Consider the following 18,931-nt stretch of genomic DNA (forward strand, 5'->3'; position numbering starts at 1 on the left):
TGTTCTGGAGGTACGAGAATCAAATACCTTTTTGCTGCCTTTGCTTTTTCACGGATAATTTTTTGCATAGACCCCTGATCAACAGGAGTGACAAATGAAAGCACTGCTTGATTTATTCAAACAGGTTACCCAGAAAGAAGAGTTCGATTCGATCAAGATCGGTCTGGCTTCTCCCGAGAAAATACGTTCCTGGTCCTATGGTGAGGTGAAGAAGCCGGAAACCATCAATTATCGTACGTTCAAGCCCGAGCGAGACGGCCTGTTTTGCGCAAAAATCTTTGGTCCCGTAAAGGATTACGAGTGCCTTTGCGGAAAGTACAAGCGTTTGAAACATCGTGGCGTGATCTGCGAGAAATGTGGTGTCGAGGTCACGTTATCCAAAGTGCGGCGCGAACGCATGGGCCATATCGAACTGGCGTCCCCTGTGGCGCACATCTGGTTTCTGAAATCATTGCCATCCAGATTGGGGATGGTGCTGGATATGACCTTGCGCGACATAGAGCGGGTGCTCTATTTCGAAGCGTATGTAGTAACGGATCCGGGGCTGACGCCTCTCCAGCGATGCCAGTTGCTGACGGACGACGATTACCGGGCCAAAACCGAAGAATACGGGGATGATTTCCGCGCCAGCATGGGTGCCGAAGGTATTCGTGATTTGTTGAATACCCTGAATATTCGTGTAGAAATCGATGATCTTCGCCGCGAAATGGGAACGACCGGCTCCGAAACGAAGATGAAGAAGATTTCCAAGCGTCTGAAAGTGTTGGAGGCATTCAGCAAATCCGGCATCAAACCGGAATGGATGATCCTGGCCGTACTGCCCGTACTGCCCCCCGAATTGCGACCACTGGTGCCGCTGGATGGAGGACGTTTTGCAACTTCCGATCTCAACGATTTGTATCGTCGCGTCATTAACCGCAATAACCGGTTGAAACGTTTGCTCGAACTGAAAGCACCGGAAATTATCGTGCGCAACGAGAAGCGCATGCTGCAGGAAGCGGTGGATTCACTGCTGGATAACGGCCGTCGCGGCAAAGCCATGACGGGCGCCAATAAACGCCCGCTGAAATCGCTTGCGGATATGATCAAGGGCAAGGGTGGGCGCTTCCGCCAGAACCTGCTTGGAAAACGCGTGGATTATTCCGGACGGTCGGTCATCGTGGTGGGGCCGCAGCTCAAGCTGCACCAGTGCGGTTTACCCAAGAAAATGGCGCTGGAATTATTCAAACCCTTTATCTTCAATAAGCTGGAGATAATGGGTATCGCCAGCACGATAAAGGCCGCGAAACGCGAGGTCGAAAACGAAAGCCCGATCGTGTGGGACATTCTGGAAGATGTCATTCGCGAGCATCCTGTAATGCTGAACCGGGCGCCGACCCTGCATCGGCTGGGTATTCAAGCGTTTGAGCCGGTCCTGATAGAAGGCAAGGCCATCCAACTGCATCCATTGGTATGTGCCGCTTTCAACGCCGACTTTGACGGCGATCAGATGGCGGTCCACGTGCCGCTTTCCCTGGAAGCGCAAATGGAGTGCCGCACGCTGATGATGTCGACCAACAACGTCTTGTCGCCAGCTAACGGCGAACCCATCATCGTGCCGTCGCAGGACATCGTGCTGGGGCTGTACTACACCACGCGCGAGAGGGTTAATGCGCGGGGCGAGGGCATGTATTTCGCCAATATCAGCGAAGTTTCACGTGCCTACGAGAATCGCGTTATCGAGCTGAATGCCCGGATTTCCGTGAGGATCCGCGAATACGAGCTGGGTGCGGACGGAGAGCGGCGCGAGAAGATCACGCGTTATGAAACCACGGTAGGACGCGCATTATTGTCGGAGATTCTCCCTGCCGGACTGCCTTTCCCGCTGATCAACAAAGTACTCAAGAAAAAAGAAATCTCCAAGCTCATCAATGCAAGCTTCCGCCGCTGCGGCCTGCGCGAAACCGTTATTTTTGCCGATAAGCTGATGTATGCCGGTTTCAGCTATGCGACTCGGGCTGGGATTTCGATCTGCCTGGACGATATGCTTACCCCCGCGCAGAAGGATGCGATCATCAGTGCCTCCGAGAAGGAAGTACAGGAGATCGAACTCCAGTATACGTCCGGTCTTGTCACCCAAGGTGAACGTTACAACAAGGTTGTGGACATATGGGGCCGCGCAGGCGACCAGGTTGCCAAGGCGATGATGGATCAGCTCGGGGTCGAGCCGATCATCGATCCGGAAACTGGAGGCGCTAAAACGAGTGAGTCAGGAAAACCTCTGATTCAGGAATCGTTCAATTCCATCTATATGATGGCGGATTCGGGCGCTCGCGGTTCTGCTGCTCAGATCCGTCAGTTGGCAGGAATGCGCGGACTGATGGCCAAGCCGGATGGTTCAATCATCGAAACGCCTATCACTGCTAATTTCCGCGAAGGATTGAACGTTCTGCAGTACTTTATTTCCACTCACGGTGCGCGCAAGGGTCTGGCCGATACGGCGCTGAAGACGGCCAACTCTGGCTATCTTACCCGCCGGCTTGTCGATGTGACACAGGATCTGGTCGTAACCCAGGAGGACTGTGGCACCAGCAACGGTGTGGTGATGAAGGCATTGGTTGAAGGTGGTGAGGTCATCGAAGCGTTGCGCGAGCGTATTCTCGGCCGTGTGGTAGCCAATGATATTATCAATCCTGAGCATCAGGCCGTGATTTACCCGGCAGGCATGCTGCTGGATGAAAATGCAGTGGATGCCATCGAGATGCTGGGTATAGATGAAGTGAAGGTTCGCACTCCCCTTACCTGTGAAACCCGCTATGGTCTGTGTGCTAAATGTTATGGACGCGATCTGGGGCGCGGTACCCCGGTCAATGTTGGCGAAGCGGTAGGCGTGATCGCCGCTCAGTCGATCGGTGAGCCTGGCACTCAGCTGACCATGCGCACTTTCCATATCGGTGGGGCGGCTTCCCGAACCGCAGTCGCAAGTCAGGTCGAGAGCAAATCCAACGGTATTGTGCGGTATTCACCAAGCATGCGCTATGTGACCAATGCACGTAACGAACTGATCGCGATTTCCCGCAGCGGCGAAGTCGTGATTCAGGATGACAACGGGCGTGAGCGGGAACGGCACAAGGCGCCGTACGGCGCGACCTTGCTGATTCGTGACGGAGAAGTCGTGAAAGCGGGCCAGGTACTGGCGGCATGGGATCCGCATACGCGCCCAATCATTACTGAATACTCTGGCAAGGTCCGCTTCGAGAACGTGGAAGAAGGCGTGACGGTGGCCAAGCAGATAGATGAGGTTACCGGTTTGTCTACGCTGGTGGTGATCGATCCGAAGCGCCGCGGCGTGGTGCAAACGAAGGGATTGCGTCCGGTGGTGAAACTTCTGGATGACGAGGGCAAGGAAGTGCGGCTAGCGGGCAGCAATTTGTCGGTTCACATTACCTTCCAGGTGGGTTCCATCATCACTGTTCGGGACGGGCAGCAGGTTAGCGTAGGTGAGGTTCTCGCGCGTATTCCACAGGAAAGCTCGAAAACGCGGGACATTACGGGGGGCTTGCCTCGTGTTGCGGAATTGTTTGAAGCGCGTTCCCCTAAGGATGCGGGCGTACTGGCAGAAGTCACCGGAATCGTATCCTTCGGCAAGGACACCAAGGGCAAGCAACGGTTGGTCATCACTGACCTGGATGGGGTATCGCACGAATATCTCATTCCCAAGGACAAGCACGTGACTGCCCATGATGGACAGGTGGTGAACAAGGGAGAAAGTATCGTCGACGGTCCTGCCGATCCACACGATATTCTCCGTCTGCTGGGGGTGGAAGCGCTGGCGCGCTATATCACCGACGAGGTGCAGGATGTGTACCGCCTGCAGGGCGTGAAGATCAACGACAAGCACATCGAGGTGATAGTGCGCCAGATGCTGCGCCGTGTGCAGATCGTGGATTCCGGCGATACGCGCTTCATCCCGGGTGAGCAGGTTGAACGCGCCGAAATGCTCGCAGAAAACGAACAGGTTGAATTGGAGGACAAGAGGCCGGCAACTTATGAATATATGCTGCTGGGCATCACCAAGGCTTCGCTGTCCACCGACTCGTTCATTTCGGCAGCCTCGTTCCAGGAGACTACACGGGTACTGACCGAAGCGGCTATCATGGGCAAGAAGGATGATCTGCGGGGGCTGAAAGAAAACGTGATTGTAGGACGCCTTATTCCCGCAGGTACGGGTTTGACCTTTCACAATACCCGCAAGAGGCAGCGCCTCATGCTGGATACCGGGGAAGCGCCTCCTTTGAGTGAGGAAGAGACAGGAGAAATTAGAAACAGTGGATACGCTGTCTGAAAACAGCCGGAGAAAGGGAAGCTTGCGAGCCTCATCCTGCTTACTGGCAATGTTGGCATTTAACCTCGGTGTCTGACGGAATCGAATCATGCCTATCGATATTAATGCCATCATTGCCGAAACTCGCGGCAAAAACTTCGAGCTTTACGAAGGCCATATAAATCCGGTCTTCGTCAAGGTACTGCGTACACTTGGATTCAATCGAACCTGGGTGAGAGGGGAGGGTGCTTATCTCTGGGATGAGACAGGCACGCGCTATCTCGATTTTCTGACCAACTGGGGTGTTTTCAATTTCGGGCGGCGGCATCCTGCTATCCGTAATGCACTGCAACAGGTAATGGATTCCGAGTTTCCCGGGTGGGTCGGTTTTGATGCTCCGTCGCTTGCCGCTGTACTGGCGCGGGAACTGGTAAAACGAATGCCGCCGGGGCTGGATACCGTTTACTTCAGTAACTCCGGTACGGAAGCAATCGAAGCAGCGATCAAATTTGCACGTGGGTATACAGGTCGGCCCTCTACTGCGCATCTTGCCAAGGCATTTCACGGCCTGACCATGGGGTCCTTGTCACTGAATGGGGAAGCAAGTTTTCGCAGGGGTTTTGAGCCAATGCTTCCCGGCAGTTCAGAAGTGAAAATGGGTGACCTAGCCGGACTGGAAGCGCGTCTGGCAAAGGGCGATGTCGCGGCCTTCGTCTTTGAGCCGATACAGGGTAAGGGTGTCAATATCGCCAGCGAGGAGTACCTGCTGGGTGCGCAGGAATTATGCCGAAAATACGGTACCTTGATGGTTTGCGATGAAATTCAATGTGGTATGGGCCGTACCGGGCGTTTTCTGGCCAGTCAATGGGTTCCCGATTTCCGGCCAGACATCGTCTGTCTTTCCAAGGCACTTTCCGGAGGCTATGTTCCAGTCGGCGCGACGATTACCCGACGTGCCGTCTACGACAGCGTTTACGACAGCTTGCATCGTGCGATCGTTCATGCGTCCACTTTCGGGATGGGCAATATGGCGATGACCGCAGCTTTGGCCTCGCTTAGCGTTCTGGACGATGAGAAGCTCATGGATCGGGCCATTGTACTCGGGGAGCGTTTCAGGAAAGGAATCGAGGCGATGGTGCCACGCTTCGAGTTTCTCAAGGGGGTGCGGCAGCGCGGGCTCATGATTGCAATCGAGTTTGGCCAGCCGGAATCAATGTCGCTGCGAGCTGCATGGGCAATGGTCAACAAGATGGATGAAAACCTTTTTGCTCAGGCAATCGTTCTTCCGCTTCTTGACGATCATCATATTCTTACCCAGGTAGCAGGCCATGCCATGCCCATTGTCAAAATCCTGCCGCCGCTGAATATCGACGAGAGCGATGTCGACTGGTTCCTCGCAGCGCTCGAGGATGTCATGATAAAATTGCACAAGTTCCCGGGCCCCGCCTGGGAGGTTTTGAAGAAGCTCGGCAACCATGCGCTGACTGCCAAAAAGCGCGAGGCGCGGGTAACTGCATGAGATGGTATGGCAGGGACACGAATTGGATTGTTCTTTATCGGATTTCCTTGTGTTGAATTCCTGAACAGGTTTGCTGTATTCCCGCATTTGATTGAGGTTGTTCAGGAGTTTCACCGCAGCGCAATCCACAGCTACCGCACCGATTGATTTCGAATCGCGGCCCTGTTTGTAATCTGTTTTTGTTTCAAAGTCTTTGGTGGTTATCGAGCAGGATTTTTCCGCTTTGCACCATTTCGCCCCTCGTAAAACTCACGCGGGCAATGAGATGTTCATCACGGCAGGTTCCTGTGAGGAACTCTCATTGCTTATTGAAAACAAAAAGGCTTTAGCTTGACAGGGCAAGATAAAGTCCATAGAATTCGCAGTTTTTTAGCCGCCGGCGGATCGACAGCGTGAGTGGCCGGATAGGGAAGTAAATTTATATTGGCAGCGGGGCAGGTGAGTTGCCCTCCCGTTTTTCTGGAAAATAAAATGCCGACAATCAGTCAGTTAGTACGTAAGCCGCGCGCGGCAAAACCTCTGAAAAGCAAAGTTCCCGCATTGGGAAACAGTCCTCAAAAGCGGGGAGTTTGCACACGGGTTTATACCACCACGCCCAAAAAACCTAATTCGGCTTTGCGCAAGGTGGCGCGTGTCCGCTTGACTAACGGTTTCGAGGTATCCAGTTATATCGGTGGAGAAGGTCACAATCTTCAGGAACACTCGGTAGTTTTGATTCGGGGTGGTCGTGTCAAGGATCTGCCCGGCGTGCGCTACCATACTGTCCGGGGTAGTCTGGATACTGCCGGAGTCAAGGATCGCAAGCAGGGGCGATCGAAATACGGCGCCAAGAAGCCGAAGTCGGCTTAAAAACAGTTTGAATCCCTGGCACAACCAGACGATTGATCGAGATTGCCCCTATAACGTAAGCTGAATAATTACGCCAAGGTTAGAAAATGCCAAGACGGAGAGAAGTTCCAAAACGCGAAATTTTGCCGGACCCAAAGTACCATAATGCCGAAGTGGCGAAATTTGTCAATGTATTGATGACGCGAGGCAAGAAATCCGTGGCGGAGCGGATTATTTACGGAGCGATGGATCAGATTCACAAGAAGACGGGCAAGGATCCGGTGGAAGTGTTTACGCAGGCATTATCCAATGTCCGTCCAATGGTGGAAGTAAAAAGCCGCCGCGTTGGCGGGGCCAACTACCAGGTTCCGGTGGAAGTCCGGTCGATTCGGCGTAATGCCCTCGCTATGCGGTGGTTACGTGATGCCGCGCGTAAAAGGGCTGAAAAATCCATGGGCGCCCGGTTGGCGGGTGAATTGGCAGAAGCTGCCGAAGGCAGGGGTGGGGCGGTCAAGAAACGCGAGGAAGTTCATCGTATGGCCGAGGCGAACAAGGCATTTGCGCATTATCGATTCTGACGGCAATAATGGGGCAGGGAGACCTGCCGTCGTGACCTGGTTTGCCTGATTCGGATTGAAAAGTCGCTGATTTTTAGCTGCCGGGAGCATTGTGCCACCGGCAGTTTTCCAATTTTAAGGCTAGAAAACTGTGGCAAGAAAGACACCTATCGAACGTTACCGAAATATCGGCGTCATGGCGCATATAGATGCCGGAAAAACTACGACCACTGAACGCATCCTGTTCTATACAGGCGTATCGCATAAGCTTGGTGAAGTGCATGACGGTGCGGCTACCATGGACTGGATGGAGCAGGAGCAGGAGCGCGGCATTACAATTACCTCCGCTGCCACCACATGCTTCTGGAAAGGGATGGATCATAATTACCCGGACCATCGCATCAATATCATCGATACACCGGGCCACGTTGATTTCACCATCGAAGTGGAGAGATCGTTGCGTGTTCTCGATGGGGCCTGCACTGTATTTTGTGCAGTGGGCGGCGTGCAGCCCCAGACCGAGACGGTATGGCGCCAAGCCAACAAATATAAGGTTCCCCGTCTTGCTTTTGTCAACAAGATGGATCGTGCCGGCGCCAATTTCATGCGTGTTTATGAGCAGATACAAAGCCGGCTCAAGGCGCATCCCGTGCCTATTCAATTACCCATAGGCGCGGAGGACAAATTCGAGGGCGTTGTCGACCTGATCAAGATGAAGGCTATTCACTGGGACGATGCCAGCCAAGGGATGAGATTCGAGGAGCGCGATATTCCCCCGAATATGGTTGAAGATGCCAAATCCTGGCGCGAGAAGATGGTGGAGTCGGCCGCCGAGGCGAATGAAGAACTGATGAACAAATATCTGGAAGAAGGCGATTTGTCGTCTGCGGATATTAAGCAGGGTCTTCGCATTCGCACTCTTGCCAATGAAATCGTGCCCATGCTCTGCGGATCTGCTTTCAAGAATAAAGGTGTGCAGGCAATGCTTGATGCCGTGCTGGATTATTTGCCGTCCCCGGCCGACATAGAGGCAATTGACGGCGAGAAAGAGAGCGGTGAGCACGCTGAGCGCCATGCCAATGACGATGAACCGTTTGCCGGTCTTGCCTTCAAGATTGCCACTGATCCCTACGTGGGTCAATTGATCTTTTTTCGCGTTTATTCGGGAGTCGTAACCTCCGGTGATACCGTTTATAACCCGATCAAGGGGCGCAAGGAGCGGATTGGAAGACTGCTGCAGATGCACGCCAATCAGCGTGAAGAAATCAAGGAAGTCCGGGCGGGAGATATAGCCGCGGCAGTGGGCTTGAAGGAGGCGGTTACCGGTGACACGCTATGCGATCCTGGCGATGTTATCACACTGGAGCGCATGGTATTTCCGGAGCCCGTGATTCACGTCGCGGTGGAACCGAAAACCAAGCTGGATCAGGAAAAAATGGGCATCGCATTGAATCGTCTCGCCCAGGAGGATCCTTCCTTCCGTGTGCGCACCGATGAGGAATCCGGTCAAACCATCATTTCCGGAATGGGTGAACTGCATCTGGAAATCATTGTGGATCGGATGAAACGCGAATTTGGCGTCGAAGCCAATGTGGGTGCTCCCCAGGTGGCCTATCGTGAAGCAATCCGGAAATCGGTGGATGTCGAAGGCAAATTCATCAAGCAGTCCGGCGGCCGGGGTCAGTATGGCCATGTCTGGATCAAGATGGAGCAGAACGAGGCCGGCAAGGGCTTCGAGTTTGTTGATGCAATCAAGGGTGGAACCGTGCCCAGGGAATATATTCCTGCGGTGCAGAAAGGCCTTGAAGAAACGCTTCCGAATGGCGTGCTGGCAGGTTTCCCGGTGGTGGATGTCAAAGTCACATTGTTTGACGGCTCTTACCATGATGTCGATTCGAATGAAAATGCGTTCAAGATGGCTGCCTCGATTGCATTCAAGGATGGTATGCGCAAAGCCAATCCTGTACTGCTGGAACCGATGATGTCCGTAGAGGTGGAAACGCCGGCGGACTTCATGGGGAATGTCGTAGGGGATTTGTCCTCCCGGCGTGGCATGATTCAGGGCATGGACGATCTGCCCGGCCTCAAGGTTGTACGCGCAGAAGTGCCGCTGGCGGAAATGTTTGGCTATGCAACTTCGTTACGGTCCGCAACGCAGGGCCGGGCTACATATACGATGGAATTCAAGCATTACGCCGAAGCGCCGAAGAACGTGGCCGAAGCGATCATAAGCAAGAAATAATCGTCATCAAATAAAGGGACATCATGGCAAAGAGCAAATTTGAGCGGACGAAGCCGCACATCAACGTAGGGACGATAGGGCACGTGGACCACGGCAAGACCACGTTGACGGCGGCGATCACGATGGTATTGGCGAAGAAGTTTGGTGGGGAAGCGAAGAGTTACGCGCAGATAGACTCGGCGCCTGAAGAGAAGGCGCGGGGCATCACGATCAACACCTCGCATGTGGAGTATGAGACGGAGAAGCGGCATTACGCGCACGTTGACTGTCCTGGTCACGCGGACTATGTGAAGAACATGATCACGGGTGCGGCGCAGATGGATGGTGCGATTCTGGTGGTATCGGCGGCGGATGGACCGATGCCGCAGACGCGGGAGCACATTCTTCTGGCGCGGCAGGTGGGGGTTCCCTACATTATCGTCTACATGAACAAGGCGGACATGGTGGACGATGCGGAGCTTCTGGAGCTGGTGGAAATGGAAGTGCGCGAACTGCTATCCAAATATAACTTTCCGGGAGATGACACCCCGATAGTGATCGGTTCTGCATTGAAGGCGCTGGAAGGCGACCAGAGCGACATAGGCGAGCCCTCCATCTACAAGCTTGCGGCAGCGCTGGACAGCTACATTCCGGAGCCTCAGCGGGCGGTGGACGGGACTTTTCTGATGCCGGTTGAAGATGTTTTTTCCATATCGGGTCGTGGCACGGTGGTGACAGGTCGCGTTGAGCGTGGCGTTATCAAGGTAGGGGAAGACATCGAGATCGTGGGATTGAAGCCCACCACCAAGACTGTGTGCACGGGCGTTGAGATGTTTCGCAAGCTTCTGGACCAGGGGCAGGCAGGAGACAACGTAGGCGTATTGCTGCGGGGCACCAAGCGCGAGGAAGTGGAGCGTGGCCAGGTGCTGTCCAAGCCTGGGACCATCACCCCGCATACCAAGTTCACAGCCGAGATTTATGTTCTGAGCAAGGAAGAGGGTGGACGTCATACCCCCTTTTTCCAGGGATACCGGCCGCAGTTTTACTTCCGCACGACGGATGTGACGGGAGCAATCGAGTTGCCTGCGGGCACGGAGATGGTGATGCCCGGGGACAATGTGTCGGTGACGGTAAACCTGATTGCGCCGATTGCGATGGAAGAAGGCCTGCGTTTTGCGATTCGTGAAGGCGGCAGGACCGTTGGCGCAGGCGTCGTGGCAAAAATTATCGAATAGCAACAGGATCAAGGATCGGATTTAAGATTTACGCAGTGCGTGGTCGGCAATTCGGAATCCGAGTCCTCACCTGAGGTTGGATTATGCAAAGTCAGAAAATACGTATTCGTTTGAAAGCGTTCGATTACCGGTTGATAGACAAATCGGCGCTGGAGATCGTGGAAACCGCAAAACGCACCGGCGCCGTCGTCAAGGGTCCGGTGCCTCTGCCAACGCGCATCGAGCGTTTTGATGTGCTTCGTTCGCCTCATGTCAACAAGACTTCACGTGATCAATTCGAAATCCGTACTCATTTGCGGCTGATGGATATCATGGATCCAACCGATAAAACGGTGGATGCACTAATGAAGCTGGATTTGCCTGCCGGAGTGGATGTCGAGATAAAGTTGTAGTTTTCCAACGCAACTCTGAGTATGTTCGCAACGAATAACTCGGATTGCTGTTCAATCAACATAAATTGCCGGTCAATTGTAATCGGCACCTTTTAGAAGGGTAATTAGAATGAGTTTAGGGCTCGTCGGCCGCAAGGTCGGCATGACTCGTATTTTCACCGAAGAAGGTGATAGCCAGCCCGTTACAGTGCTGGACGTGTCTAATAATCGTGTCACGCAGATCAAGACGCCAGCCACTGATGGGTATTCTGCCGTGCAAGTTACGTTCGGCAAGCGTCGAGCCATTCGTGTAAACAAACCTTCGGCCGGGCATTTTGCCAAGGCAGCTGTAGAGGCGGGAGAGATCCTGAGAGAATTCCGCGTCGCAGAAGAAATCCTTGGAACCCTCAGCCCCGGCACAGTTATCGGATTGGATATTTTTCAGCCGGGGCAGAGAGTGGATGTAACCGGTATCTCGATCGGAAAGGGCTATTCTGGCGCCATCAAGCGTCACGGCTTCGCTTCTAACCGGGCGAGTCACGGTAACTCACGGTCTCATAATGTTCCCGGTTCCATCGGCATGGCTCAGGATCCCGGACGCGTCTTCCCCGGAAAGCGTATGTCCGGTCATCTGGGAAATGTGAGGCGCACCATTCAAAATCTGGAAATACTGCGAATTGATGCTGAGCGCGGACTGTTGATCATCAAAGGTGCCATTCCCGGATCGAAGGGGGGAGATGTGACAGTTTCGCCAAGCATTAGATCTGCAAGGCCGACCAATAACGACAATGTCAATGCCGCCGCAAAAGGCGGCGCGAAATCTGGCAAGAAGGGTGGATGATGGAACTTAAACTGATCGACGATAATGGACAGTCGTCTGCAAGCGTTTCAGCTTCCGAAACCCTGTTTGGCCGGGAGTATAATGAAGCCCTCGTGCATCAGGTCGTAACTGCCTATCTTGCCAATGCACGCAGTGCCAACAGGGCGCAAAAGGCTCGATCGGATGTCGCCAAATCGACTCGCAAGCCCTGGCGGCAGAAGGGTACGGGACGCGCTCGCGCCGGTATGGCGTCGAGCCCTTTATGGCGGGGTGGAGGGAAAATATTTCCCAACAGCCCGGAGGAGAATTTCAGTCATAAAGTCAATCGCAAGATGTATCGCGCGGGTATCGGCGCGATTCTCTCGCAACTCGTTCGTGAAAACCGATTGTCGGTAGTGGACAATTTTATTGTTGATGCACCTAAGACGAAAATATTGGCACAGAAGTTGAAAGATATGGGGCTGGATCAAGTCATGATCATTACAGATAACATTGATGAGAATCTTTATCTCTCGTCAAGAAATCTTCCGCTCGTCAAGGTTGTTGAAGCGGGCTATGCTGATCCAGTCAGTCTCATGCGCTTTGCAAATGTACTGATTACGCGTAATGCGCTGGTAAAAATGGAGGAGATGCTTGCATGAGCGGCCAAACATTCAATCCTGAGCGCCTGATGCAGGTGATATTGTCGCCTCAGATATCGGAAAAAGCGACGTTTATAGGCGAAAAACACAACCAGATTATCTTTCGCGTGGCTCCAGATGCAACCAAGCCTGAAGTCAAGGCCGCAGTGGAATTGATATGGAAGAATCAAAAGGTTGAAGTGGAAAGCGTACGCATATCCAATGTCAAAGGCAAGGAAAAGCGTTTTGGCCGCTTCATGGGGCGGCGCGGTGGCTGGAAGAAAGCTTACATCAGCATCAAGGCCGGCCAGGAAATCAATTTTTCTGAATTTGCTCAAGGAGAGGTCAAGTAATGGCGCTGGTTAAAGTCAAACCGACCTCTCCAGGTCGTCGGGCGGTAGTCAAAGTCGTCAATGCTGGCCTGCACAAGGGTGCACCTTACCCGCACCTCGTGGAGAAGCAGAATCGTACTGCCGGACGTAACAATAAGGGGCAAATCACTACCCGCCACATAGGCGGTGGTCACAAGCAGCATTATCGCATCGTGGATTTCCGCCGTAACAAGGATGGAATCGCGGCCAAAGTGGAACGGCTGGAATATGATCCGAATCGCAGCGCGAATCTTGCACTTCTCTGCTATTCCGATGGCGAACGCCGCTATATTATTGCGCCAAAAGGTATCGCTGCAGGCATGCAACTGATGAGTGGCGCAGATGCGCCTATAAAAAACGGCAATGCGTTGCCACTGCGCAATATCCCGGTTGGCAGCATCATTCACTGCGTGGAAATGATGCCGGGTAAAGGTGCGCAACTTGCTCGTTCAGCCGGAGCTTCGGTTCAACTTCTCGCGCGCGAGGGAGATTATGCCCAATTACGTCTGCGCTCGGGGGAAATCCGCAGGGTGCACGTGAACTGCCGTGCAACGATCGGGGAAGTAGGAAACGAGGAACATAACCTGCGGGCTATCGGCAAGGCAGGAGCGCAACGATGGCGCGGCATCAGGCCAACGGTGCGTGGGGTGGCGATGAATCCGATAGACCATCCCCATGGCGGGGGTGAAGGTAAAACAGCGGCGGGACGTCATCCTGTCAGTCCATGGGGAACGCCTTCCAAGGGTTTCCGCACGCGGGTAAACAAGCGTACCGACGGCATGATCGTGCGACGTCGTTATTCAAACAAGGGATAATGAATCATGGCTCGTTCTATAAAGAAAGGCCCATTTGTTGATTTGCACCTCCTGTCCAAAGTGGAGGCCGCGCGTGAAACCAATGATAAGCGACCTATCAAGACCTGGTCGCGCCGCTCAACGGTATTGCCGGATTTCATCGGCTTGACAATCGCCGTGCATAACGGAAAGCAGCACGTTCCAGTATATGTTACTGAGAACATGGTTGGGCACAAGCTCGGCGAGTTTTCTCATACACGTACTTTCAAGGGGCATTCCGGCGATAGAAAAGCGGCTGGAAGGAAATAGGAATAATCACCATGGAAACAACTGCTGTATTGCGCGGAGTCAGGTTGTCCGAGCAGAAAGGCCGGCTCGTTGCGGATCAGATCCGTGGATTGCCGGTGGAGCGCGCACTCAACCTGCTCGCATTCAGTCCGAAAAAGGCTGCAGTCATCATTCGTAAGCTTCTCGAATCAGCCATCGCAAATGCCGAGCATAATGAAGGGGCTGACATAGACGAGTTGAAGGTGTCCAGGATATATGTCGACAGGGGACCGTCGCTCATGCGTACCAGTGCGCGCGCCAAGGGGCGGGGCAATCGCATTGTCAAGCCAACTTGTCACATTCTTCTTACTGTTGGCGATAAAGCCAGCAACAAAAAATAAGGCTGAACAGGCATTATGGGACAAAAAATACATCCGACAGGTTTTCGGCTTTCCGTCCTGAAGAACTGGTCATCCAAATGGTATGCCAACGGAAAAAATTTTCCCGGCATGCTGAACGAAGACATCAAGGTTCGGGAATATTTGAAAAAGAAACTGGCGCATGCGTCTGTCGGTCGCGTGGTTATCGAACGGCCATCGAAGAATGCGCGTATCACGATCTACAGTTCACGCCCAGGGGTAGTGATAGGCAAGAAAGGTGAGGATATCGAAGTTTTGCGGGGAGCGTTGCAAAAGCTCATGGGTGTCCCGGTGCATGTAAATATCGAAGAAATCCGCAAACCGGAAATTGATGCACAGCTGATAGCCGACAACATCGCGCAGCAACTGGAAAAGCGCATTATGTTCCGCCGTGCAATGAAGCGTGCCATGCAGAATGCGATGCGCCTGGGTGCTCAAGGTATCAAGATCATGAGTTCAGGCCGATTGAACGGCATTGAAATAGCCCGTACCGAATGGTATCGGGAAGGACGTGTGCCCCTTCATACACTGCGGGCCGATCTCGATTACGGCGTCTCGGAGGCCAAGACAACCTATGGCGTGATCGGAATCAAGGTCTGGGTATTCAAGGGTGAAGTGATAGGTCGAGGTGAGCAGGCCGGTGCGGGTACAGCCGCCACGCAGGCGCTCCCCCCGGCGGGAGAACCGGAAACCAGGCGTCCGCCGCGCAGGCCAGCGGGAAGGGCAGATGCCAGATCGGACGGGAAAGCGGGTGAAAAGAAAGGTCCCAGAAAGTCTGACAGCAGTTCTGAAGAATCCGCCACAAAGCCGGCAAAGAAGCCAGTAAAGCCAGGAGTGAACGATGCAGCAGCCAGCTAGAACAAAATATCGCAAGCAGCAAAAAGGGCGGAACAAGGGCATTGCAACCCGGGGTGCCAAGGTCAGTTTTGGCGAATACGGCCTCAAGGCCGTGGGACGGGGACGTTTGACAGCCCGGCAGATCGAAGCTGCGCGACGTGCGATGACCCGCCATATAAAGCGGGGCGGCCGTATATGGATTCGTATTTTTCCGGACAAGCCCATTTCGCATAAACCCGCCGAAGTCAGGATGGGTAACGGAAAAGGCAGCCCGGAGTATTTTGTGGCGGAAATTCAGCCAGGCAAAGTGTTATATGAAATGGATGGCGTCGATGAGGTGCTGGCCCGGCAGGCATTCCGCCTCGCAGCTGCCAAGCTTCCGATCCTGACAACCTTTGTTGTACGACAAGTAGGCGGTTAATCATGAAATCCAGAGCCAAGGAATTGAGAAACAAGAATCCCGTGGAATTGCAGCAGGAGTTGCTGGAGCTGCTGAGGGCGCAGTTTGGTCTGCGGATGCAGCATGCAACCCAGCAGTTAAGCAATACTTCCCAACTAGGCAATATTCGGCGGGACATAGCGCGTACCAGAACCATTCTTAGCCAGAAGGCAAGGCAGTCATGAGCGAAGCGAATTTAAACCGTACTCTTAGCGGAAAAGTGGTAAGCGATAAAATGAATAAGACTATTACTGTTCTGGTTGAACGTAAGGTCAGACATCCGCTTTACGGAAAGATTATGGTTCGCTCCAAAAAATATCATGTACATGACGAAGCCAATGAGTTTCACACCGGGGACGTGGTGGTGATAGAAGAGTGCCGTCCATTATCCAAAACAAAAGCCTGGCGTGTCGTCAAGTTGATGCAGAAAGCCGAGCAGGTGAGTTGATTACGAGGAAAACCGGCTTTTGGAAGTGTTTTCTTCCTTGTTTTTGTAATCCGGTTGCCTTATAATTCTGCCTCTTCATTTTTCAGATATCTTAATTTTTTTGCAGCCGGTAAATTTCGGCGGCATCACAACCCGGACGGGTTCCAATACTATCCTAGGCCTTGATTCGGCTGGAAAAGTTGGAGAGAGTGAGTAAATCATGATCCAAATGCAATCGATTCTGCAAGTCGCCGACAATACTGGCGCACGGTCACTCATGTGCATAAAGGTATTAGGCGGTTCCAAGCGACGGTACGCGGGTATTGGCGATATTATAAAAGTCAGCGTAAAGGATGTGGCGCCTCGCGGTCGCGTCAAAAAAGGTGAAGTGTACAACGCAGTCGTAGTACGAACTTCGAAAGGAGTGCGTCGCGCGGATGGATCATTAATCAAGTTCGATGGCAACGCCGCAGTACTGCTGAATGCCAAACTGGAACCAATCGGCACGCGTATTTTCGGTCCTGTCACACGTGAGTTGCGTACTGCACGTTTCATGAAAATTGTTTCGCTCGCACCTGAAGTACTGTAGGGCGCGGGATAAGGAATCAAACATGAGCAAAATAAAGAAGGGAGATGACGTAATTGTCATCGCCGGCAAGGACAAGGGTAAACGCGGCACAGTGTTGCGCGTCATGAAGCCGGATCTCGTGGTCGTTGAAGGTGTCAATCGCCTCAAGAAGCATCAGAGACCCAATCCGAATAAAGGCGACACGGGTGGAATCGTCGAAATGGACAGTCCTATCCAGGTTTCAAATGTCGCAATCTACAATCCCGCAACCCGCAAGGCAGATCGGATAGGTTTCAAAACCGTAGAAGGAAAAGGCAAGGCCCGCTGCTTCAGGTCAAATGAGGAACTGATCGATGCCTAAGGGTTGAGGCCTAAGGGTTAGGGGAAAACATATGGCGCGTTTACAAGAGTATTACCGTAACACCGTAGTCCAGCAGTTGATGGAGCAATTCGGCTATAAGTCTGTGATGGAGGTGCCACGCATTCGCAAGATCACCCTCAATATGGGTGTGGGCGAGGCGGTCGCAGACAAAAAAATCATGGATAACGCTGTAGATGACATGCAAAAGATTGCAGGCCAGAAGCCTGTGGTGACGAAAGCGAGGAAATCCATTGCCACTTTCAAGGTTCGTGATGGCTATCCGGTAGGTTGCATGGTTACGCTGCGCCGCGTTCGCATGTACGAATTCCTCGACCGTCTGGTGAATATCGCTATACCGCGTATTCGCGACTTTCGCGGTATTTCCGGTAGATCCTTCGATGGACGCGGCAATTATAATATGGGTATAAAGGAGCAGATCATTTTCCCTGAGATCGAATATGACAAAATCGATGCCTTGCGGGGGATGAACATCACGATTACCACGACTGCAAAGACAGATGCGGAAGCAAAGGCATTGCTGGCAGCATTCAAATTTCCATTTAAAAACTGAGGGAGCATGGCTAAGGTAGCTGTTATTAACCGTGATCTGAAACGTCGGAAAACCGTCAAGAAATTCGAGGCGCGACGTGCTGAGCTATTGGCGACCATCAATGATACCAGCGTAGGTGACGAGGATCGTCATTCGGCCAGGATCAAGTTGCAGATGTTGCCGCGCAATGCCAGCCCAGTGCGATTGCGCAATCGCTGCTCGCTCACAGGCCGCCCTCGAGGGGTATACAGCAAATTTGGGTTGGGTCGTGGCAAGCTTCGTGATATCGCCATGAGCGGAGAGATTCCGGGCATGATCAAGGCGAGCTGGTAGGGGAGTGAGGGCAATAATTGATGGCGTTTGATTCAAGGAATCGAACAGACCGCGTAAATTTATGGATCAGATCCAGTATGGTCAATGTGGTTTCAAGGATTTCGTATTCGCCGGTAACGAAAGTCGGATTTCCAGAGGTATTCTAGATGAGCATGAGTGATCCCATTGCAGACATGTTGACGCGGATTCGAAACGCGCAGCTATCTGAAAAAACATCTGTCGTAATGCCTGCCTCCAAGCTCAAAGCGGCTATTGCTCAAGTGCTGAAGGATGAGGGGTACGTCGAGGATTTTATAGTTCATGAGGCCGGCGGAAAATCGATACTGGATATCAGTCTGAAGTATTACGCAGGACGTCCGGTAATTGAAAAAATAGAGCGTGTCAGTCGTCCTGGTTTGCGGATATATAAAGCCAGCAATAAACTCCCCAGCGTAATGAATGGCCTGGGAGTGGCTATCGTGTCGACATCAAAAGGCGTAATGACGGAAAGAAAAGCGCGCGCAAATGGTGTGGGCGGCGAAGTGTTATGCATTGTGGCGTAAGGGTATAGAAAATGTCTCGAGTGGGTAAAAATCCTGTTTCAGTTCCGGCAAATGTCGAAGTCAGGCTATCCGGGTCAGAAGTGGAGGTAAAGGGTCCGCTGGGTATGCTGCGTCGCGAGCTTGTTTCGGATATTTCGATTGAGCGCAAGGGCGAAAGCCTGCTAGTGAAAGCGGCAGATGATTCCAAGCATGCCAACGCAATGTGGGGGACCACCCGCGCGCTGCTCGCCAATATGGTGAAGGGCGTCACCACCGGTTTTGAGAAAAGGCTGATTCTGGTTGGCGTAGGATACCGCGCCCAGGCTGCAGATAACGTCCTTAACCTGACGTTAGGATTTTCTCATCCAATTGCTCACCAGATGCCCGAAGGTATCAAGGTTGAGACTCCCACTCAGACCGAGGTTGTCATCAAGGGCATGGACAAGCAGCAGGTAGGGCAAGTGGCTGCGGACGTACGTGCATACAGGGAGCCGGAGCCATACAAGGGCAAGGGCGTGCGTTATGCGGACGAAGTCATCGTCCTGAAGGAAACGAAGAAAAAATAGTTAG

Annotated in this window: 23 protein-coding genes; all 23 read left to right on the forward strand. The window is 52.9% G+C overall.

What is annotated here, in order from left to right:
• Positions 1-94: 94 nt before the first annotated feature.
• Positions 95-4,324, forward strand: a complete 4,230-nt coding sequence (gene rpoC / locus BMY01_RS09935) for a DNA-directed RNA polymerase subunit beta' (RefSeq protein WP_074746729.1) — start codon at positions 95-97, stop codon at positions 4,322-4,324.
• An 88-nt stretch (positions 4,325-4,412) separates the two neighbouring features.
• Positions 4,413-5,822: an aspartate aminotransferase family protein gene (locus BMY01_RS09940; RefSeq protein WP_074746731.1), complete on the forward strand. Its 1,410-nt coding sequence runs from the start codon at positions 4,413-4,415 to the stop codon at positions 5,820-5,822.
• Between the two features lie 471 nt (positions 5,823-6,293).
• Positions 6,294-6,671 (forward strand): 30S ribosomal protein S12, encoded by a 378-nt coding sequence (rpsL, locus tag BMY01_RS09945; protein WP_011380119.1) that lies wholly within the window; start codon positions 6,294-6,296, stop codon positions 6,669-6,671.
• An 86-nt stretch (positions 6,672-6,757) separates the two neighbouring features.
• Entirely contained in the window at positions 6,758-7,228 is a 471-nt protein-coding gene (rpsG, locus tag BMY01_RS09950) for a 30S ribosomal protein S7 (protein ID WP_011380120.1), read from the forward strand.
• Between the two features lie 130 nt (positions 7,229-7,358).
• Complete coding sequence (gene fusA / locus BMY01_RS09955) at positions 7,359-9,449, forward strand: elongation factor G (protein WP_074746733.1); 2,091 nt, start codon at positions 7,359-7,361, stop codon at positions 9,447-9,449.
• A 23-nt stretch (positions 9,450-9,472) separates the two neighbouring features.
• A complete protein-coding gene (gene tuf, locus BMY01_RS09960) occupies positions 9,473-10,663 on the forward strand; it encodes an elongation factor Tu (RefSeq protein ID WP_074746735.1) in 1,191 nt (396 codons plus the stop codon).
• An 83-nt stretch (positions 10,664-10,746) separates the two neighbouring features.
• Positions 10,747-11,055 (forward strand): 30S ribosomal protein S10, encoded by a 309-nt coding sequence (gene rpsJ, locus BMY01_RS09965; RefSeq protein WP_011380122.1) that lies wholly within the window; start codon positions 10,747-10,749, stop codon positions 11,053-11,055.
• Positions 11,056-11,164: 109 nt separating this feature from the next.
• A complete protein-coding gene (rplC, locus tag BMY01_RS09970; RefSeq protein ID WP_074746737.1) occupies positions 11,165-11,875 on the forward strand; it encodes a 50S ribosomal protein L3 in 711 nt (236 codons plus the stop codon).
• The gene (rplD, locus tag BMY01_RS09975; protein WP_074746812.1) at positions 11,875-12,495 is read left to right on the forward strand and encodes a 50S ribosomal protein L4; all 621 of its coding nucleotides are present in this window, start codon (positions 11,875-11,877) and stop codon (positions 12,493-12,495) included. Before rplC ends, rplD begins: the two co-directional genes overlap by 1 nt.
• On the forward strand, positions 12,492-12,827 hold the full coding sequence (rplW, locus tag BMY01_RS09980) for a 50S ribosomal protein L23 (protein WP_074746739.1): 336 nt from the start codon (positions 12,492-12,494) through the stop codon (positions 12,825-12,827). Before rplD ends, rplW begins: the two co-directional genes overlap by 4 nt.
• Positions 12,827-13,660 (forward strand): 50S ribosomal protein L2, encoded by an 834-nt coding sequence (rplB, locus tag BMY01_RS09985; RefSeq protein ID WP_074746741.1) that lies wholly within the window; start codon positions 12,827-12,829, stop codon positions 13,658-13,660. The genes rplW and rplB overlap by 1 nt, the downstream gene beginning before the upstream one ends.
• Positions 13,661-13,666: 6 nt before the next feature.
• On the forward strand, positions 13,667-13,948 hold the full coding sequence (gene rpsS, locus BMY01_RS09990) for a 30S ribosomal protein S19 (RefSeq protein ID WP_074708352.1): 282 nt from the start codon (positions 13,667-13,669) through the stop codon (positions 13,946-13,948).
• 11 nt (positions 13,949-13,959) lie between these two features.
• Entirely contained in the window at positions 13,960-14,307 is a 348-nt protein-coding gene (rplV, locus tag BMY01_RS09995) for a 50S ribosomal protein L22 (protein ID WP_011380128.1), read from the forward strand.
• A gap of 15 nt (positions 14,308-14,322) precedes the next feature.
• Positions 14,323-15,183 (forward strand): 30S ribosomal protein S3, encoded by an 861-nt coding sequence (rpsC, locus tag BMY01_RS10000; protein WP_074746743.1) that lies wholly within the window; start codon positions 14,323-14,325, stop codon positions 15,181-15,183.
• Positions 15,167-15,583 carry a 50S ribosomal protein L16 gene (gene rplP, locus BMY01_RS10005; RefSeq protein ID WP_074746745.1) on the forward strand — a complete coding sequence of 139 codons (417 nt, stop codon included), beginning with the start codon at positions 15,167-15,169 and terminating at the stop codon, positions 15,581-15,583. The genes rpsC and rplP overlap by 17 nt, the downstream gene beginning before the upstream one ends.
• A gap of 2 nt (positions 15,584-15,585) precedes the next feature.
• A complete protein-coding gene (gene rpmC / locus BMY01_RS10010) occupies positions 15,586-15,786 on the forward strand; it encodes a 50S ribosomal protein L29 (RefSeq protein WP_074746747.1) in 201 nt (66 codons plus the stop codon).
• The gene (rpsQ, locus tag BMY01_RS10015; RefSeq protein WP_074746749.1) at positions 15,783-16,049 is read left to right on the forward strand and encodes a 30S ribosomal protein S17; all 267 of its coding nucleotides are present in this window, start codon (positions 15,783-15,785) and stop codon (positions 16,047-16,049) included. The genes rpmC and rpsQ overlap by 4 nt, the downstream gene beginning before the upstream one ends.
• A 199-nt stretch (positions 16,050-16,248) precedes the next feature.
• Entirely contained in the window at positions 16,249-16,617 is a 369-nt protein-coding gene (rplN, locus tag BMY01_RS10020; RefSeq protein WP_011380133.1) for a 50S ribosomal protein L14, read from the forward strand.
• Between the two features lie 22 nt (positions 16,618-16,639).
• The gene (gene rplX / locus BMY01_RS10025) at positions 16,640-16,957 is read left to right on the forward strand and encodes a 50S ribosomal protein L24 (protein WP_074746751.1); all 318 of its coding nucleotides are present in this window, start codon (positions 16,640-16,642) and stop codon (positions 16,955-16,957) included.
• A gap of 31 nt (positions 16,958-16,988) precedes the next feature.
• On the forward strand, positions 16,989-17,528 hold the full coding sequence (gene rplE / locus BMY01_RS10030) for a 50S ribosomal protein L5 (RefSeq protein ID WP_074746753.1): 540 nt from the start codon (positions 16,989-16,991) through the stop codon (positions 17,526-17,528).
• 6 nt (positions 17,529-17,534) lie between these two features.
• On the forward strand, positions 17,535-17,840 hold the full coding sequence (gene rpsN, locus BMY01_RS10035; RefSeq protein ID WP_074746755.1) for a 30S ribosomal protein S14: 306 nt from the start codon (positions 17,535-17,537) through the stop codon (positions 17,838-17,840).
• A 146-nt stretch (positions 17,841-17,986) separates the two neighbouring features.
• Positions 17,987-18,382 carry a 30S ribosomal protein S8 gene (gene rpsH, locus BMY01_RS10040; protein ID WP_074746757.1) on the forward strand — a complete coding sequence of 132 codons (396 nt, stop codon included), beginning with the start codon at positions 17,987-17,989 and terminating at the stop codon, positions 18,380-18,382.
• An 11-nt stretch (positions 18,383-18,393) separates the two neighbouring features.
• A complete protein-coding gene (gene rplF, locus BMY01_RS10045; RefSeq protein WP_074746759.1) occupies positions 18,394-18,927 on the forward strand; it encodes a 50S ribosomal protein L6 in 534 nt (177 codons plus the stop codon).
• Positions 18,928-18,931 lie beyond the last annotated feature (4 nt).

Source organism: Nitrosospira multiformis (assembly GCF_900110185.1).
GTDB classification, from domain to species: Bacteria; Pseudomonadota; Gammaproteobacteria; order Burkholderiales; family Nitrosomonadaceae; genus Nitrosospira; species Nitrosospira multiformis_A.

What these genes read in the sequence shown, in the direction of transcription:
- rplP (WP_074746745.1), top strand. Translation starts at nt 15,167, where the DNA reads ATGCAGCAGCCAGCTAGAACAAAATATCGCAAGCAGCAAAAAGGGCGG.
- rpoC (WP_074746729.1), top strand. Translation starts at nt 95, where the DNA reads ATGAAAGCACTGCTTGATTTATTCAAACAGGTTACCCAGAAAGAAGAG.
- rpsC (WP_074746743.1), top strand. Translation starts at nt 14,323, where the DNA reads ATGGGACAAAAAATACATCCGACAGGTTTTCGGCTTTCCGTCCTGAAG.
- rplD (WP_074746812.1), top strand. Translation starts at nt 11,875, where the DNA reads ATGGAACTTAAACTGATCGACGATAATGGACAGTCGTCTGCAAGCGTT.
- rpsH (WP_074746757.1), top strand. Translation starts at nt 17,987, where the DNA reads ATGAGCATGAGTGATCCCATTGCAGACATGTTGACGCGGATTCGAAAC.
- rpsS (WP_074708352.1), top strand. Translation starts at nt 13,667, where the DNA reads ATGGCTCGTTCTATAAAGAAAGGCCCATTTGTTGATTTGCACCTCCTG.
- tuf (WP_074746735.1), top strand. Translation starts at nt 9,473, where the DNA reads ATGGCAAAGAGCAAATTTGAGCGGACGAAGCCGCACATCAACGTAGGG.
- rplW (WP_074746739.1), top strand. Translation starts at nt 12,492, where the DNA reads ATGAGCGGCCAAACATTCAATCCTGAGCGCCTGATGCAGGTGATATTG.
- rplB (WP_074746741.1), top strand. Translation starts at nt 12,827, where the DNA reads ATGGCGCTGGTTAAAGTCAAACCGACCTCTCCAGGTCGTCGGGCGGTA.
- rpsG (WP_011380120.1), top strand. Translation starts at nt 6,758, where the DNA reads ATGCCAAGACGGAGAGAAGTTCCAAAACGCGAAATTTTGCCGGACCCA.
- rpsJ (WP_011380122.1), top strand. Translation starts at nt 10,747, where the DNA reads ATGCAAAGTCAGAAAATACGTATTCGTTTGAAAGCGTTCGATTACCGG.
- BMY01_RS09940 (WP_074746731.1), top strand. Translation starts at nt 4,413, where the DNA reads ATGCCTATCGATATTAATGCCATCATTGCCGAAACTCGCGGCAAAAAC.
- rplX (WP_074746751.1), top strand. Translation starts at nt 16,640, where the DNA reads ATGAGCAAAATAAAGAAGGGAGATGACGTAATTGTCATCGCCGGCAAG.
- rplN (WP_011380133.1), top strand. Translation starts at nt 16,249, where the DNA reads ATGATCCAAATGCAATCGATTCTGCAAGTCGCCGACAATACTGGCGCA.
- rplE (WP_074746753.1), top strand. Translation starts at nt 16,989, where the DNA reads ATGGCGCGTTTACAAGAGTATTACCGTAACACCGTAGTCCAGCAGTTG.
- rpmC (WP_074746747.1), top strand. Translation starts at nt 15,586, where the DNA reads ATGAAATCCAGAGCCAAGGAATTGAGAAACAAGAATCCCGTGGAATTG.
- rplC (WP_074746737.1), top strand. Translation starts at nt 11,165, where the DNA reads ATGAGTTTAGGGCTCGTCGGCCGCAAGGTCGGCATGACTCGTATTTTC.
- rplV (WP_011380128.1), top strand. Translation starts at nt 13,960, where the DNA reads ATGGAAACAACTGCTGTATTGCGCGGAGTCAGGTTGTCCGAGCAGAAA.
- rplF (WP_074746759.1), top strand. Translation starts at nt 18,394, where the DNA reads ATGTCTCGAGTGGGTAAAAATCCTGTTTCAGTTCCGGCAAATGTCGAA.
- rpsL (WP_011380119.1), top strand. Translation starts at nt 6,294, where the DNA reads ATGCCGACAATCAGTCAGTTAGTACGTAAGCCGCGCGCGGCAAAACCT.
- rpsQ (WP_074746749.1), top strand. Translation starts at nt 15,783, where the DNA reads ATGAGCGAAGCGAATTTAAACCGTACTCTTAGCGGAAAAGTGGTAAGC.
- rpsN (WP_074746755.1), top strand. Translation starts at nt 17,535, where the DNA reads ATGGCTAAGGTAGCTGTTATTAACCGTGATCTGAAACGTCGGAAAACC.